The sequence below is a fragment of the Nonomuraea sp. NPDC004354 genome (assembly GCF_053602555.1).
On sequence record NZ_JBSGDV010000002.1, the window covers coordinates 1,013,651 to 1,029,523 of the forward strand.

General features: G+C 69.7%; 12 protein-coding genes and 1 riboswitch. Of the genes, 5 read left to right on the plus strand and 7 right to left on the minus strand.

Features of this window, described 5'->3' with window-relative positions; all coding sequences use genetic code 11:
* The first annotated feature begins 58 nt into the window (after positions 1-58).
* From ACWENQ_RS10670 to ACWENQ_RS10680, 3 genes are all read left to right on the plus strand, one after another.
* Positions 59-865, plus strand: a complete 807-nt coding sequence (locus ACWENQ_RS10670) for a class I SAM-dependent methyltransferase (RefSeq protein WP_449921484.1) — start codon at positions 59-61, stop codon at positions 863-865.
* A 10-nt stretch (positions 866-875) separates the two neighbouring features.
* Positions 876-936, plus strand: a riboswitch (guanidine-III (ykkC-III) riboswitch).
* Between the two features lie 24 nt (positions 937-960).
* A complete protein-coding gene (locus ACWENQ_RS10675; RefSeq protein ID WP_354920028.1) occupies positions 961-1,284 on the plus strand; it encodes a DMT family transporter in 324 nt (107 codons plus the stop codon).
* Between the two features lie 10 nt (positions 1,285-1,294).
* Entirely contained in the window at positions 1,295-1,681 is a 387-nt protein-coding gene (locus ACWENQ_RS10680) for a VOC family protein (protein ID WP_449921481.1), read from the plus strand.
* Between the two features lie 70 nt (positions 1,682-1,751).
* Here the strand turns inward: ACWENQ_RS10680 and ACWENQ_RS10685 are convergent, their stop codons facing one another.
* Positions 1,752-2,195: a hypothetical protein gene (locus ACWENQ_RS10685; RefSeq protein WP_354920034.1), complete on the minus strand. Its 444-nt coding sequence runs from the start codon at positions 2,193-2,195 to the stop codon at positions 1,752-1,754.
* 87 nt (positions 2,196-2,282) lie between these two features.
* Between ACWENQ_RS10685 and ACWENQ_RS10690 the strand changes: the two genes are divergently transcribed.
* Entirely contained in the window at positions 2,283-3,206 is a 924-nt protein-coding gene (locus tag ACWENQ_RS10690; protein WP_452413786.1) for an N-acetyltransferase family protein, read from the plus strand.
* Here the strand turns inward: ACWENQ_RS10690 and ACWENQ_RS10695 are convergent.
* The 4 genes from ACWENQ_RS10695 to ACWENQ_RS10710 form a co-directional block, all read right to left on the minus strand.
* Positions 3,174-5,222 (minus strand): molybdopterin-containing oxidoreductase family protein, encoded by a 2,049-nt coding sequence (locus ACWENQ_RS10695; RefSeq protein ID WP_452413787.1) that lies wholly within the window; start codon positions 5,220-5,222, stop codon positions 3,174-3,176. The genes ACWENQ_RS10690 and ACWENQ_RS10695 overlap by 33 nt on opposite strands.
* Positions 5,223-5,273: 51 nt before the next feature.
* Positions 5,274-6,836, minus strand: coding sequence for a M28 family metallopeptidase (locus tag ACWENQ_RS10700; RefSeq protein WP_452413788.1), 1,563 nt, complete (start codon positions 6,834-6,836; stop codon positions 5,274-5,276).
* 80 nt (positions 6,837-6,916) lie between these two features.
* A complete protein-coding gene (locus ACWENQ_RS10705; RefSeq protein WP_452413789.1) occupies positions 6,917-8,449 on the minus strand; it encodes a M28 family metallopeptidase in 1,533 nt (510 codons plus the stop codon).
* 105 nt (positions 8,450-8,554) lie between these two features.
* A complete protein-coding gene (locus ACWENQ_RS10710; protein ID WP_452413790.1) occupies positions 8,555-9,862 on the minus strand; it encodes a M28 family metallopeptidase in 1,308 nt (435 codons plus the stop codon).
* 210 nt (positions 9,863-10,072) lie between these two features.
* Between ACWENQ_RS10710 and ACWENQ_RS10715 the strand changes: the two genes are divergently transcribed.
* Positions 10,073-12,451, plus strand: coding sequence for a flippase-like domain-containing protein (locus tag ACWENQ_RS10715; protein WP_449921466.1), 2,379 nt, complete (start codon positions 10,073-10,075; stop codon positions 12,449-12,451).
* Positions 12,452-12,461: 10 nt separating this feature from the next.
* Here ACWENQ_RS10715 and mgrA read toward each other — a convergent pair whose 3' ends face one another.
* Both mgrA and ACWENQ_RS10725 read right to left on the minus strand, forming a co-directional pair.
* Positions 12,462-13,457 carry an L-glyceraldehyde 3-phosphate reductase gene (gene mgrA, locus ACWENQ_RS10720; RefSeq protein ID WP_354920053.1) on the minus strand — a complete coding sequence of 332 codons (996 nt, stop codon included), beginning with the start codon at positions 13,455-13,457 and terminating at the stop codon, positions 12,462-12,464.
* Positions 13,454-15,523 (minus strand): S9 family peptidase, encoded by a 2,070-nt coding sequence (locus tag ACWENQ_RS10725; protein WP_449921461.1) that lies wholly within the window; start codon positions 15,521-15,523, stop codon positions 13,454-13,456. The genes mgrA and ACWENQ_RS10725 overlap by 4 nt, the downstream gene beginning before the upstream one ends.
* Positions 15,524-15,873 lie beyond the last annotated feature (350 nt).

Below are 15,873 nucleotides of genomic sequence, written 5' to 3' on the forward strand. Positions count from 1 at the left end.
TAACCTTACTCCCAATGCTACCCATGGGTAACCTCCGCTAAGCACATACTCTCGTCACATGGATGCCGAGGCGCTGAACGAACGATGGCGGCGAAACCTGGAGTCATGGGCCATCCCGCCGGAAATCCTGGCGAAGGCGCCCGTCGACCCCTGGGGCCACTCACCCACCCGTTTCGCGGCCAGGACCGACCGCGCGCTGGCCGAGCCCGGCGGGCCGACCCTGGACCGGGTGGCCGAGGCCCTGCCCGAGGGCGGGACGCTGCTGGACGTGGGCTCGGGCCCGGGCGCGGCCTCCCTCCCGCTGGCCGACAGGATCGGCGAGCTGATCGCCGTCGACACCTCGGCCGCGATGCTCGGCGAGCTCACCGTCAGGGCGGACAAGGCCGGCGTCCGCGTGACGACCGTCGAGGGCAGGTGGCCGCAGGTCGCCGAGGAGGCCGGCACGGCCGACGTCGCGGTGGCCGCGCACGTCGTCTACAACGTTCCTGACCTGGCGGTGTTCCTGCGCGCCCTCGACGCCCACGCCACCCGCAGGGTGGTCGTCGAGCTTCCGCACCGCCATCCGATGAGCTGGATGAGCCCGCTGTGGGAGCACTTCCACGGGATCAGGCGCCCGGTCCGGCCCATCGCGGAGGACGCGGTGGCGCTGGCCGCCGCGCTCGGCTTCGAGGTGCGGGTGGAGGAGCGGGAGGCACCCATCGAACGCTTCGACACGATCGAGGAACTGGCCGCCAGCGTCTGCCACCGGGCCTGCCTCGAGCCTTCGCGGGCGGAGGAGGTGGCCGAGACGGCCATGTCGATGGGCATGTGGCCGGTGCCCCGCGACCGCTGGGTCACGCTCTGGTGGAATCGGCGCGCCACCTGAACCGTTGGGATGAGTGAGCGACCCGCTCCCGGACGAGACGCGCCGTACCCGGAAAGCCAAGACGACGCACCCCTACGACAGAAGGAGTGCTTCGCATGGCTTGGGTCATTCTCGTCGCCGCCGGCCTGCTCGAGGTCGCCATGGCCTACTCGCTGAAGATGAGCGACGGCTTCTCGCACGTCTGGTGGGCGGTGAGCTTCCTCGTCTTCGCCGTGCTGAGCTTCGGCGCGCTCGCCTTCGCGCTCAAGAGCCTGGAGGTCGGTACGGCCTACGCGGTGTGGACGGGCATCGGCGCCGTCGGTACGGCCACGCTCGGCATGCTGATGTTGGGCGACGACGTGTCGGCGGTCAAGCTGGGCTCGATCGCGCTCATCCTGGTCGGGGTCGTCGGTCTCAATCTCGCCGGGGCGGGCCACTAGCCTTGCCCGCATGATTGAGATCCACGCCGTGACCGTCGACGCCGCGGACCCGTACGAGCTCGCCACCTGGTGGAGCAAGGCCACGGGCCTGCCGCTGTGGGGTGACTGCGCGCCCGGTGACGACGAGGTCGCGATCCGCACCCACCAGGACCCGTTCGTGCTGTTCATCAAGGTGCCCGAGGGCAAGACGGTGAAGAACAGGGTCCACCTCGACGTCAACGGCATCGACGGCAGCTCGCGCGACGAGGAGGTCGAGCGCCTGCTGGGTCTCGGCGCGACAGTCCACCAGGACCACCGCAATCCTGACGGCACCGGCTGGGTGACCATGCTCGACCCGGAGGGCAACGAGTTCTGCGTCTGCCGCTCGCAGGCCGAGAAGGACGCGGCGTCGGCGTGAGGCCGCCGGCGGTGCGTGGGCGGCGGCGCCGCCCACGCACCGTGCGCCGCTCTCTCGAAGGGTCGAACGGCTAGCGCGCCCTGCCCTTCATGGTCAGCGTCAGGATGCCCGCGATGAGGTACACCAGCGCGCCGCCCCACAGCGCGTCCCAGGCGGCGCCGAAGATGCCCTCGCCGTCGATGACCAGCTGGATCGGGTAGGTGGCGACCGCCGTGATGCCGGCGGGCAGCAGGGCGAACTTCCACGGGTGGCGCAGCGACCAGTGGCGCGCCTGCCGGGTGACCCGGTCGCCCTCCTCCGGCTTGGCGATCGCGCCGATGGCCGCGATCAGGGCGAACAGGCTGACGCCGAGCCCGAGGGCCCACGGCAGGTCGGCCGGGCCCGGCAGGATCACGCCCATGCCGTAGCTCGCGGCGGCCACCACGCCACCGCCCACGGCGGCGGCCTTCCAAGGGGCGCCACGCAGCGCGGCGCCCGACAACGACAGTTCTTCGCGTCGGGAGAGCTCGTTCATGTAGCCAGAGTGCCGTTCGGCGGCCCCTGTTCACATCGGGGAATCACCCTGAGAGTCCCCGGAGGCCGGCCTGCCATGATTTCGGGCATGCAGGAACTCCGCATCGAGCGTCTCGGCGCCGACGAGACCGACCGGCTCAGGGCGATCAGGCTGCGCGCGCTGGCCGACGCCCCCGACGCCTTCGCCTCCACCCACGCCAAGGAATCCGCCTTCCCTGAGGACAAGTGGGCCGAGCGGCTTGCCGCCCCCGGCTCCGCCTGGTTCGTCGCCACCCGTGACGGCCAGGACACCGGGCTGGCCTGCGGTTTCGAGGAGCACCCCGGACACGTGCACCTGGTGTCGATGTGGGTCGCCCCCGAAGCGAGAGGCCAGGGGCAGGCGGACCGCCTGCTCGACGAGGTCGTCGCCTGGGCCCGTGCCCGCGACGCCGAGGAGATCGGCCTGTGGGCCGTCGACGCCAACACCGCGGCCCGCGCGCTCTACACGCGCAGGGGCTTCATCCCCTCGGGCAAGGTCATGGCGCTGCCGTCCAACCCGGACCTGATGGAGTCGCACTACGTGCTCTCCCTGGTCTTCCGTACGGCACGCGCCGCCGACGTGCCCGTCATCGTCGCGCTCATCACCGACGACGCGATCTCCGCCGCCAGGACGGGGGAGTACGGCCACGACCACCGGGCCGCCTTCGAGGCCATCGACGCCGACCCCAACAACGAGCTGATCGTGCTGGAGCTGAAGGGGGAGGTCGTCGGCACCATGCAGCTCACCTACATCCCCGGCATCTCCCGGCGCGGCGCCACCCGCCTGCAGGTCGAGGCGGTGCGGATCGCCGCCCAGCTGCGCGGGCAGGGCTGGGGCCGCAAGATGATGGAGTGGGCGCACACCAGAGGCAGGGCGCGCGGCTGCGCGATGGTGCAGCTCACCTCCGACAAGCGGCGCGAGGACGCGCACCGCTTCTACCGCTCCCTCGGCTACGCCCAGTCACACGAGGGGTTCAAGCTCCAGCTCGACTAGGTTGTCGTGGTAGACGGCGCCCCTGCCCATGTCGGCGTCGCGCTCGTCCACCACGGCGTTCGGATTCGAGCCGCCGATGGTGTGCTTGGGCCACCTGCCCTTGGGGCTGGCCACCACGCCCTTGGCGACGCGGTCGCTGACCTCCACGTCGGCCAGGAAGTAGCCGTTGTGGTTGACCACCCTGACGCGCTGGCCCGTGGACAGGCCCCTGGCGTGCGCGTCGGCGGGGTTGACCAGCACGACGGGGTCCTTGGCCCTGCGCAGCAACTCGGGGTTGTTGCCGAACGTGGTGTTGAGGAAGGTGTGCGAGGCCGGCGTGATCAGGGTCAGCTTGTCGCCCGCCGGATTGGCACGGGCGGAGAGGGAGGGCACGTAGGCCTTGCCGCGCCGGGGGAAGCGCAGCCGGCCCGACGGGGTGGGGAAGCCCTCGGCGAAGGGCGCGAAGGGCGTCGGGTAGCTCATCCGCACCCAGCCCTCCTTGCGCAGACGGTCGAGCGTGATGCCGTCGAGGGACGGGTGGCCGCTGGACAGCAGCTCGGCGGCCAGCTCCAGGTCGGAGTCGTACAGCGACGGCTCGGTCATGCCCATGTGGGCGGCCAGGCGGCGGAAGGTCTCGGTTGTGGACAGAGCCTCGCCCGCGGGTGCGACGGCGGGCTCGTTCCACATCAGGTACATGTGGCCGTAGCCGGCGTGCAGGTCCATGTGCTCGGTCTGCATGGTGGCCGGCAGCACGATGTCGGCGTAGTCCACCGTGTCGGTGGGGAACTGCTCCATGACGACCGTGAACAGGTCCTCCCGCAGCAGCTTGCGCCTGATCCTGTTGGAGTCGGAGGTGGAGCCCACCGGGTTGGCCAGGTAGACCCACAGGCACTTCACGTCGTCGAGGTCGGCGGCCAGGCGGGTCATGAACCTGGTCCTGACCGGACCGGCCAGCAGGTCGAAGCGGCGGTCGATGTTCAGGCGGACGTGGCCGGTGGTGGAGTAGGCGACGCCGCCGCCCGGGTGGCGCCAGTCGCCCGTGACGCCGGGGATGGCGGCGATCGTCCGCATCGCCGTGCCGCCGCCCTCGTGCCGCTGGATGCCCATGGTGGCGCGGATCGCGGTCGGGCGGGTGCGCGCCAGCCGTATCCCCAGGCTGTGGACGGCCTCGGCCGGGATCCCGGTGACCTCGGCGGCCCGCTCGACCGGCCACTCCTCGATCTCCGCCCGGAACTCCGCCCAGCCCTCGGTGTGCTGCGCCAGGTACTCCTCGTCCTGGGCGTTCTCCGCCAGCACGACGTTGAGCAGCCCGAGCGCCAGCGCCGCGTCCGTGCCCGGCCTGATCGCCAGGTGCTCGTCGGCCTGGTCGGCCGTCCTGGTGCGGATCGGGTCGATCGCCACCACGTAGGCGCCGGCCGCCCGGCCGTCCTGGATGAACTTCCACAGGTGGTGGCCGCTCGTCAGGGTGTTGGTGCCCCAGAGGATGATCAGCCTGGCCTGGGCGAAGTTCTCCGGGTCCATGCCGCCCGCGGTGCCCTGGGTGCGCGCCAGGCCGAGGCTCCCGGCGACCGAGCAGATGTTGAGGGAGTGCTTGCCCGCGCCGAGCACGTTCCAGAACCTGCGTCCCGCCACGCCCTCGCAGCCCTGCAGGTAGCCGAGCGAGCCGGTGCCGAGGTAGGGCCAGATCGCCTCGCCGCCGTGCTCGTCCACGATCGCCCGCAGCCTGGTGGCGATCTCGTCGAGCGCCTCGTCCCAGGTGATCCGCTCGAACCGGCCCGAGCCCTTCGGCCCCGTACGGCGCAGCGGGTACAGGATCCTGTCGTCGGCCCTGGTGTGTTCGAGGTACCGGTTGACCTTCACGCACAGGGCGCCCCGCGTGTACGGCTGGTCGGGATTGCCGCGCATTTTGACGGCCTGGCCGTCCTTGACGGTCACGACCCAGGAGCACGTGTCGGGGCAGTCAAGCGGACACGCCCCCAGAACCCGCAGTTCCCCCGACTTTCCCGACGTCCCCGACTTTCCCGACTTGGCCGACATGGCATCGAGTGTAGGCGCAGCGCCCCCACCGGGACGCTGCGCCCGGCAGCGTCAGCTCAGCGCCTTGGGCGCGTCGAGCCCGTGCGCGCCCTTGCCGTGAGAGGTGGTGGTTTTGGAGGTGACGGCGGGCGTGTGCGGCCCGTTGGTCAACGAGGAGTCGAAGGCGTAGGTGCCCACGACCGTGGCGATGGCGTCGGCGTTGACGTCGAGCGCCGTGTCGCTGATGTTCTTGATGGTGTCGCAGGCCTGGTGGTAGCACCGGTCGTAGCGCTCGCCCGCCGTACCGCCCCACAGGGCGACCTCCTCGGGCGTCTTGCGCTTCTCCGCCCCCGTGAACAGGCCGCCGGCGGGGATCCCGACCGCGATGAACGGCCCGTAGTCGGAGCGGCCGTCGAAGTCGGTGCCCTTGAAGGCGAGATCGCGCCCGGCGTAGAACTGCTCGAAGTACTTCTCGATCTGCGCCGAGCCCTCGGGGCCAGGGCCCGCGCCCACACCGTCGGAGTCGTCGCCGTCGTAGACGTGGTAGACGAAGTTCGGCGAGGCGATCATGTCGAAGTTCAGGTAGAGGGCGATGTTCGCCTTCTCCTGCTCGGTCAGGTTCGCCACGTAGTGCTCGGCGCCGAGCAGGCCGAACTCCTCGCCGCCCCAGAAGGCGAAGCGGACCTTGTTCTCCGGCTTCGCCTTGGCCATCCGGAGCGCCACCTCCAGGATCGCGCCGGCACCCGAGCCGTTGTCGTTGATGCCGGGGCCGTCCTCGACCGAGTCGAGGTGACCGCCGACCATCACGACCTTGTCCGCGCGGCCGTGCCGCGACTCGGCCAGCACGTTGTACGACTCGTAGGTCTTGACCTCCGTCTCCCACGAGAAGGTGAAGCCCACCTCCGCGCCGGGGGTGGCCGCCAGGTCCCTGCCCTCCCAGAAGCTGGTGAACAGCACCGGGATGTCCTGCCGGCCGCCCAGGTCGGGGTTGACGTCGGCCTCGGTACGGCCCGGCTGCCCCTCGTTGAACAGCACGACGCCGGTGGCGCCCGCGGCCTTGGCGTTGGCCACCTTGATCGCGAAACTGCAGGTGCCGCGCTGGATCAGCGCGAAGTCGCCCGCGGTGAACCCGGCGAAGTCGGCCGGCTCGCACCCCGAGGTGGAGGAGCTGGGCGCCGGCCCCGGCGGGATCTGCACGTCGACAGGCTGGATCTTGGCGGTGAAGCTGCCCTCGGCGGTGTGGCCCGACGGGATCCAGTCGAGGCCGAGCGCGTAGACCTTCGGGTTCGGTGACTTGCGCTCGAAGACCGGCTTGGTCTTGAACTCCTCGTTCTCGAAGGTGAACTTCTGCGTCGAGACCTGGTATCCGGCCAGCCGCAGCAGGGCGGACACGTAGTCACGCGACAGCTCGAAGCCCCGCGTGCCGTCCACGCGGGTGTTGCCGTTGGCTTTGGCGATCAGGTCGAGCACCTTGAGGTGCTTCTTGACGTTCCGGCCGTCGACGGCCTTGACGAGCTTGCGGACCGAGTTGTTGTTCGGGTCGGCGTGCGCCGTTCCCGAGGCTGCCAGAGGCGTGATGAGGATGGCCGTGGCCAGCGCGGCGCTGAGCAGGCCCTTCTTCCGGCGATGACTCATGAGACTCCTCGATGACGGTTGGTCCCCCGAGAGCACACGAGCGGCGGCCCGCCGAGCTGTCGACGGGCCGCCGGTGGGATCTAGCTCAGCTCGACCTTGTCGTGGTCGTGGCCGTCGCCGGTGGCGCGGGCCACGCCCGCGGTCGTGCGGGGGCCCGCCGCCCTGAGGCCGTTGACGGCGCTCGCGTCGAAGGCGTAGGTGCCGACCAGCGTGGCGATCGCGTCGGAGTTGACGTCGAGCGCGGTGTCGTCGATGTTCTTGATGGTGTCGCAGGGGGCGTGGTAGCAGGGGTCGTACTCGATCCCCGCGGTGCCGCCCCAGATCGCGACCTCCTCCGCGGTCTTGATCTTCTCCGCGCCGGTGAACAGGCCGCCGCCGGGGATGCCCGCGTCGATGAAGGCCTTGTAGTCGGACCTGCCGTCGAACTCGCTCGGCTTGGACCGCAGGCCACGCGCGGTGTAGAAGTCCTGGAAGGCCTTCTCGACCTGCGCCGAGCCCTCGGGTCCCGGCACGCCGAAGGCGTCGCCGTCGCCGTCGTACACGCCGTAGGTGAAGTTCGGCGAGGCGATCATGTCGAAGTTGAGGTAGAGGGCGATGTTCGCCTTCTCCTGCTCGGTCAGGTTGGCCACGTAGTGGTTGGACCCGAGCAGCCCGAACTCCTCGCCGCCCCAGAACCCGAAGCGGACCTTGTTGGCCGGCCGGTGCGCGGCCAGTCGCAGCGCCACCTCCAGTACGCCGCCGGCGCCCGAGCCGTTGTCGTTGATGCCGGGGCCCGGCTGGACCGAGTCGAGGTGCGCGCCCGCCATCACGACGTTGCCGCCGTCGCCCCACCGGGACTCGGCGATCACGTTGTAGGTGGTCCGCGTCTCGACCAGCTTGTCGAACGACACCTTCACCGTGGTGCCCGGCTTGGCGGCCAACTCGTCGCCGACCGCGAAGCTGGTGAAGAAGACGGGCACCGGCACGTTCTCGCCGATGCCCGGGTTCACCCGGGCCGTCGTCCGGCCGGGCTGGCCCTCGTTGAAGATGATCACCGCGGAGGCGCCCGCGGCGACGGCGTTGGCCACCTTGTCGGCGAAGTTGCAGGTGCCGCGCTGGACGAGGGCGATGTTGCCCCTGGTGAAGTTCGCGAAGTCGCTCGCCTCGCACCCCGAGGTCGAGCCGGGGGTCGCCGGCGGCGGCAGCACGACGTCGACCGGCTGCACCGGGGCGGTGACCGTACCGGCGGCGCTCGCGTCCACCTCGGTGAACTCCGTCACGTGGGCGAACGACTTCGGCTCTGGAGCGGTCCGCTGCAGGACCGGCGGCGTCTTGTAGCCCTCGAACTCGAACTCGAACGGCTGGACCGTCACCTTGTAGCCCGCGAGCCGCAGCAGGGTGGCCACGTAGTCGCGAGACAGTTCGTAGCCGCGCGTGCCGTCCACGCGGGTGTTGCCGTTGGCCTTTCCGATGAGGTCGAGCACCTGTAGATGGCGCTTGACATTCTCGCCCTTGACCGCGTTCACGAGCTTGCGCACCGTGTTGGCGGGCGCGTCCGCGTGGGCGGTGCCGGTGAGCGTCAGAGGTGCGACGAGAACCGCGGCCAGCAGGCCCTTGCCCAGACGGGAACGCATACGTGCTCTCCTCGGAGAATGAAAATGCTTGTCCTCGACGGCTAAGTGCATGCTCGGAAAGGTATATTGGCGACCCTTTATCGGAAAGATCCCGAATGCATTTCGTTATCGACGCCAGGCCAACTCGGTGATCACCGTCGCCATCGCGTCGGCGGACACGTCCAGCGCGTGCGCGTCGATGTTCTGCGTGGTGTCGCAGGCCTGGTGGTAGCACGTGTCCATCGGGGCACCCGCCTGCCCGCCGAACAGCTTCGCCTCCCGCTCGGTCTTCTCCGTCTCGGCGCCGGTGAACAGCCCGCCCGCCGGTATTCCGACGCCGACGAATGGCCCGTAGTCCGAGCGCCCGCTGAAGTCGGTCCCCTTGTACGGCAGGCCGCGCTCCGCGAAGAACCGCACGAACTCCTGCTCGATCTCGGCCGACCCCTCCGGTCCCGGGCCCTCGCCCACCCCGTCGGAGTCGTCGCCGTCGTAGATCCCGAACGTGTGGTTGGGAGAGGCGATCATGTCGAAGTTCAGGTACATCGTGATTTTCTCGCGCTCCTCCGGTGAGAGGGAGCTCACGTAGTACGTCGATCCGAGCAGTCCCAGCTCCTCGGCGCCCCACCAGGCGAAGCGGACCGCCCGCTCGGGCTGGTAGGCGGCCATCTTCAGGGCGACCTCCAGGACGGCCGCGCTGCCCGAGCCGTTGTCGTTGATGCCGGGGCCCTGCCGTACCGAGTCGAGATGGGCGCCGACCATCACCACGTCGTCGGACGCGCCGCCCTTCGTCTGCGCGATCACGTTGCTCGTGATCTGCCGCGTGGTGTCGGTGCTGGTCGCGACCCGCAGCTGCCGGGCGTCCGCCACCTCCATGCCGGTCGTCGCGTCGACGCCCACCACGGGAATGCGCTGAGGAGCACCCGTGCTGCCGGCGAACGTGCCACCCTGGTTGACGACCACCAGCGCGCCCGCGCCCGCCGCCGTGGCGTTGGCCGCCTTGGCGGCGAACGTGCAGCCACCCCTGTCGACCACCGCGACCCCGCCCGATGGGAAATCGGTGAAGTCGGCGTTCAGGCAGCCCGTTCCCGCCGGTTGGGGGCGTCCGGTGACGTCGCCACTCGCCGAAAAGGACAGCGTTGTGATCTTTCCGACATCCTTTCCGTCCGCCACCAGCCGGGCCGGGAACAGTTCCCGGTAGTGATCGAATTGAAAGAATTGCTGCTCGACGTCGTATCCCGCCTCACGCAGGCGCGCCGCCACATAGTCGGCCGAAGCGTCATAGCCTGGAGTTCCCGCCGCTCTGTTACCGCCGTGGGCGTCGGCGATTGCCTGGAATGCTCGCAGATGGCCGAGAATGTTGGCGATCTGTACATCTTCGGCGAGAGGGGCGCCGGGCAGGGCCACGGCGAAGGCGACGAGCAAATGGGTGATCATGCCGCACAGAGTGGCAAGCTTTCACCACCGGGTATGGCAAGGCACGTCGTTGCTGGTAGAGACGTTACCCGGGGCAGTGGCCGCGGTGGGGTGGACGGACACTGGAAGCTGGAGATCGCACGGTCACCCGGGAAAGGTGCAGAATCGCTGTCGGTGGCAGACATCAGGGAAAGCGAGAAATCGGCGGACTCCGCGAAGGAGCGTCCAGTCGTGTCTGAGGCGCGCGACGAACCGGCCGTGTTCGTCGTCGAACCACTGCTGCCGCAGCGGCTGCGCCGCCCGTCCGACGCGCTCCGCTTCCTGGCCACCCTGCTCGCGCTCACCGCGGTCATCCTGCTCATGCTCGTGGCCCAGCAGACGCTCATCGGCCTCGAACAGGACGTCACCCAGGGCACCGACCGCGCGCCCGCCCTCCTGACCCGTATCGCCACCTTCCTGAGCGGCGCGGCCGTCCTGGTCGTGCCCGCCGCGTTCGCCGTCGAACGGGTCTTCCACCGTGACGGCCTGCGCGTCGCCGAAGGCCTGATCGCCGCCATCATCGGCATGGCCGGCTCCTACCTGATCGGCCAGTGGCTGGTCACCAACGGCCCCGGCGACCTGGCGACCCTGCTGACCGGCGGCCGCGACCTCGAACCGCTCAACGCGCTGCTCAGCTCCGTGATCGCCTACGCCACCGCCGTCCGCATCTCCAGACGCCCCACATGGCGGGCGCTCATGTGGACGGTGACCGCGCTGTCGATCTTCGCGCTGTTCACCGGCAAGCAGATCACGCTGCCGAGCGCCATCGTGACCGTCCTGTTCGGCATGGCCGTCGGCTACGGCACCCTCTACGGCGTCGGCAGCCCCAACACCCGCCCGCCGGGCAACGCCGTCATCTCCGCGCTACGCAAGCTGTCCTTCTCGCCCGTCTCCGCCAGGCGGATCGACGACGACCACCAGGGCAGCCGCCGCTACGCCGTCGGCCTGTCCGACGGCACCAGCCTCGACGTCACCGTGCTCGACCGCGACCGCCAGGTGGCCGGCCTGCCGTACCGGCTGTGGCGGCGCATCAGGCTCCACTCCGAGACCAGGCGCCGGGCCATCCGCTCGCTCCGCGCCGAGCTCGAACGCGAGGCGCTCATGGCCTACGCGACCCAGGCGGCGGGCGCCAACACCCCGCGCCTGCTCGGCACCAGCGAGATCGGCACCGAGGCCGCCCTCCTCGCCTACGAGCACCTGGAGACCCGCCCCCTCGACGACGTCAAGGACAGCGAGCTCGACGACGACCTGCTGGCCCAGATCTGGGAGCAGGTGCTGCTGCTCCGCATGCAGCGCCTGGCCCACCGGCGGCTCACCGGCGACAGCATCCACCTCGATCGCGACGGCCGCGTCGTCCTCACCGACCCGCGCAGCGGCGAGGTCGCGGCGGGCGACCTGCTGCTCCGCATCGACATCGCGCAGCTGCTGACCTACCTCGCGCTCCGCGTCGGGCCCGAGCGCTCGGTCAAGGCCGCCGCCTCCGTGCTCGGCAACGACGCGCTCGTCAGCGCGCTGCCCCTGCTCCAGCGCATCGCGCTGACCAGGCCGACCAGGGCCGCCCTGAACAAACAGAAGGAGCTGCTGCCGGCCATCAGGGAGCAGATCGAGGCGCTGACGCCGCAGGCCGAGGTCGAAGAAGTACGGCTGGAGCGGTTCCGGCCGCGCACCCTCGTCACCATCATCGCCAGCACCCTGGCCGCCTACTTCCTGCTCTCGCAGCTCAGCAAGGTCAACCTGCTCCAGGTCATCACCACGGCCAAGTGGGAGTGGGGCGTCCTCGCGTTCGCCGCCGCCGGGCTCAGCTTCGTCGCCGCCGCGCTCATGATCAGAGGGTTCGTGCCCGAGCCGCTGCCGCTCGGCCGTACCGTGCTCGTGCAGTTCGCCTCGTCCTTCGTCAAGCTGGTCACCCCGCCCGCGGTGGGCGGCGTCGCGATCAACACGCGCTACCTGCAGAAGCGCGGGGTGCCGCCGGCGCTGGCGGTGGCCAGCATCGGCGCCTCCCAGGTCATCGGCCTGGCCAGCCACATCGGGCTGCTGCTGCTGTTCGCCTACATCACCGGGTCGAGCGCGACCACGTCGTTCACACCCTCGCGGGGGCTGCTCGCCGTCGTGCTCGCCGTCGCCGTCCTCATGGTGGTCGTGCTCGGCGTGCCGCCCCTGCGCAGGATCATCACCAAGCGGCTGCGCTCGCTGTTCGCCAACGTCGTGCCGCGCCTGCTCGACGTCCTCCAGTCACCCCGCAAGATCACCGAAGGGTTCGGCGGCATCATCTGCCTGTCGCTGGCGTTCGTGGTCTGCCTCTACGGCTGCGTGCGCGCCTTCGGCGGCGACACCAGTTTCACCACCGTCGCCGTCGTGTACCTCACCGCCAACGCGATCGGCTCGGCCGCGCCCACCCCTGGCGGTCTGGGCGCGGTCGAGGCGTCGCTCGCCGTCGGCCTGACGGTGGCCGGAGTGCCCGCGGAGTACGCGACCTCCGCGGTGCTCCTCTACCGGCTGCTCACCTTCTGGCTGCCGGTGCTACCCGGCTGGGCCGCCTTCACCTACCTCCAGCGGCACGAGGCTCTGTGATCGGGGGTCGTCACGACGCGGTCGAGGCGAAGCCCGTGATCTTGTCGATCTGCTCGAGCTCGTCCTCCGTGAACGCCGGCCCGTCCACCGCCGCCAGGTTGGCCTCCAGCTGGCCCACGCTGCTCGCCCCGATCAGCACGCTGGTCACCCGCGGGTCCCTCAGCACCCACGACAGCGCCATCTGCGCCAGCGACTGGCCGCGCGCGCTCGCGATCTCGTTGAGGTCGCGCGCCAGCTCGCGGTCGATCCGGTCCGCCGACAGGAACCTGCTCGTCGCCGCCCGCGAACCGGCCGGCACGCCCTCCAGGTAGCGGTCGGTCAGCAGCCCCTGGGCCAGCGGGGAGTAGACGATGCAGCCGATCCCCTCGTCCTCCAGCGTGTCCAGCAGCCCGTCCTCGATCCACCTGTTGATCATCGAGTACGACGGCTGGTGGATCAGCAGCGGCGTGCCCAGCTCCCGCATGATCCGCGCCGCCTGCGTGGTCTGCTCGGCCGAGTAGTTGGAGATGCCCGCGTACAGCGCCCTGCCCGAGCGCACCGCCGTGTCCAACGCGCCCATCGTCTCCTCCAGCGGCGTCTCCGGATCGGGACGGTGGCTGTAGAAGATGTCGACGTACTCCAGGCCCATCCGCCGCAGCGACTGGTCGAGACTGGCCAGCACGTACTTGCGCGATCCCCACTCCCCATAGGGGCCCGGCCACATGTCGTAGCCGGCCTTGGTCGAGATGACCAGCTCGTCGCGGTAGGGGCGGAAGTCCTGGGCGAAGACGGCACCGAAGTTGCGCTCCGCCGAGCCGTACGGCACGCCGTAGTTGTTGGCCAGGTCGAAGTGGGTCACCCCGCGGTCGAAGGCGCTGCGCAGGATGGCACGCGAGATCTCGATCGGCCGGTCGTCGCCGAAGTTGTGCCACAGGCCGAGCGAGACCTGGGGCAGCCTGAGCCCGCTACGGCCGCTGCGGACGTAGGGCATCTTCTCGTAGCGGTCATCGGCCGCCGCGTAGCTCACCGGGTTCCCCTCTCGATGATCCAGGACAGCGCGAACGCCTCCTCCTTCCACGCGTCGTAGCGACCGCTGCGGCCGCCGTGACCCGCGCCCATCTCCGTCTTCAGCAGGAACGGCCCGCCTTGCGCGGTCGCCCGCAGCCGCGCGATCCACTTGGCGGGCTCGTGGTAGAGCACTCTGGTGTCGTTCAGGCTGGTGATCGCCAGGATCGGCGGGTAGGTCGTCGCCGCGACGTTCTCGTAGGGGGAGTACTCCTTCATGTAGGCGTAGACGTCGGCGTTGTGCAGCGGGTCGCCCCACTCGTCCCACTCGATGACGGTCAGCGGCAGCGACGGGTCGAGGATGGTGTTGAGCGCGTCGACGAACGGCACCTCGGCCACCACGCCGGCGAACTCCTCCGGGGCCAGGTTGGCCACCGCGCCCATCAGCAGGCCACCCGCCGAACCGCCCCTGGCGACGATCCGCTCGCTCCAGCCGGACGCCTTGAGGTGCCGCGCGGCGGCCACGAAGTCGGTGAAGGTGTTCTTCTTCCTGGTGAGCTTGCCCTCCTCGTACCACCGGCGGCCCATCTCGCCGCCACCCCTCACGTGCGCGATCGCGAAGGCGAAACCGCGGTCGAGGAGGCTGAGCCTGGCGACGGAGAAGCTCGGGTCCATCGAGGTCTCGTAGCTGCCGTAGCCGTACAGGAGGGTGGGGGCGGGCCTGGCGGCGTCCTTCCGCTTCACGATCGAGATCGGCACCTTGGTGCCGTCGTCCGCGGTCGCCCACTCCCTGAACTGCTCGTAGTCGGAGGGGTCGTAGCCGCCGAGCACGGGGCGCTGCTTGAGGAGGATGAGCCGCCGCGTCTCGAGGTCGTAGTCGTAGACGCTCGGCGGGGTCACCATGCTGGTGTAGCCGAGGCGCAGCCGTTCGGTGGCGAACTCGGGGTTGCCCGCGGGCGCCACGTCGTAGAGGGGCTCGGGGAACTCGATCTCGTAGGGCTCGCTCTGCCCGCCCTCCAGGGGGTAGGGCAGGACGCGGATGCCGGTCAGGCCGCTGCGGCGGAAGTGGACGACGGCGTGGGTGGCGAACGCGTCGATCTCCAGCAGGCGGGTGTCCTCGCGGTGCGGGATGAGCGGCGTCCACGACCCGGGGTCGTCGAGCGGCGCGGTGGCGAGCTCGAAGTTCTCCGCGTGCTCGTTGTGGAGGACGAAGAAGCGGTCGCCGGCGTGCTCGACGCCGTACTCGACGCCCGTGACGCGGGGGCGCACGACCCTGAACTCGCCGGTCGGGTCCTCGGCGTCGAGGATCCGGACCTCGCTGGTGATCTTGCTGCCGGCGCCCAGGACGAGGTACTTCTCGCTGCGCGTCAGGCCGATGCCGACCCAGAAGCGCTCGTCGGACTCCTCGTAGACCAGCACGTCGTCGGCGGCGTCGGTGCCGAGGACGTGGCGGTGGACCTGGTAGGGGCGCCAGGCGTCGTCCACCCTGGTGTAGAAGAACGTGGTGCCGTCGGCCGACCAGGCGCCGCCGTAGAAGACGCCGCTGATCTCGTCGGCGAGCTTCTCACCCGTCTCCAGGTCCTTGAACGTCAGCGTGAACCGCTCGTCGCCCTTGTAGTCGGTGGAGTAGGCGAGGAGCTTGCCGTCCGGAGTGACGGCGCTGGTGCCGATCGAGAAGAAGTCGTTGTCGCCCGCCAGCTCGTTGCCGTCCAGCAGGACCTGCTCGCCGGGGAGCGTGGCGTCGGTGGTGACCTCCGGAGGGGTGTCGCCGTCGGCGGGCACCCTGCAGGAGATGCCGTACTGCTTGCCCTCCTGGGTGCGCGAGAAGTACCACCAGGCGCCCTTGCGGCTGGGAACCGACAGGTCGGTCTCCTGCGTGCGCCCCTTGATCTCCTGGAAGACCTGCTCCTGGAGCTCGTCGAGGTGGGTGGTCTCCTGCTTGAGATAGTCGTTCTCCTGCTGGAGATAGGCGATCGTGTCAGGGTCTTCCTTATTGGTGAGCCACGCGTATTCGTCGATCACGGTGTCGCCGTGATGGGTGCGCTCGCTCGGAACCTTCTTCGCCAGAGGCGGGATGTGGCTGCTCACCTCGCCGAGTCTACGTTTCGCGTCTCGAGTGGTCGGGAGCGCTGCTAATCTTGAGGAGTCGGCGCGGCGCGGCGCAACCACCTAGTGGCAAGACCGCCAGGGCCGGCAAACCCCACTGACGCAGCGGTTCTGAAGATCGGTTTGTGAAACGGTCGGAGGGCTGGTAAGTTAGAGGGGTTGCCCCGGAATCGGGGTGGTCGAGATTGTAGCTGGTTCGCCCGGTTTGACAGCAAGTCGGATGAAACGGTAAAATTAAGACACAACGAACGAAGCGAGTGCGGCCGGGTGGTTGACGGTGAACGCGTCCGTTTCTTGAGAACTCAACAGTGTGTTAAAAGCCAGTGCATGAA

Coding starts and splice junctions, on each gene's coding strand:
- ACWENQ_RS10670 (WP_449921484.1), top strand. CDS start 59: ATGGATGCCGAGGCGCTGAACGAACGATGGCGGCGAAACCTGGAGTCA.
- ACWENQ_RS10675 (WP_354920028.1), top strand. CDS start 961: ATGGCTTGGGTCATTCTCGTCGCCGCCGGCCTGCTCGAGGTCGCCATG.
- ACWENQ_RS10680 (WP_449921481.1), top strand. CDS start 1,295: ATGATTGAGATCCACGCCGTGACCGTCGACGCCGCGGACCCGTACGAG.
- ACWENQ_RS10685 (WP_354920034.1), bottom strand. CDS start 2,195: ATGAACGAGCTCTCCCGACGCGAAGAACTGTCGTTGTCGGGCGCCGCG.
- ACWENQ_RS10690 (WP_452413786.1), top strand. CDS start 2,283: ATGCAGGAACTCCGCATCGAGCGTCTCGGCGCCGACGAGACCGACCGG.
- ACWENQ_RS10695 (WP_452413787.1), bottom strand. CDS start 5,222: ATGTCGGCCAAGTCGGGAAAGTCGGGGACGTCGGGAAAGTCGGGGGAA.
- ACWENQ_RS10700 (WP_452413788.1), bottom strand. CDS start 6,836: ATGAGTCATCGCCGGAAGAAGGGCCTGCTCAGCGCCGCGCTGGCCACG.
- ACWENQ_RS10705 (WP_452413789.1), bottom strand. CDS start 8,449: ATGCGTTCCCGTCTGGGCAAGGGCCTGCTGGCCGCGGTTCTCGTCGCA.
- ACWENQ_RS10710 (WP_452413790.1), bottom strand. CDS start 9,862: ATGATCACCCATTTGCTCGTCGCCTTCGCCGTGGCCCTGCCCGGCGCC.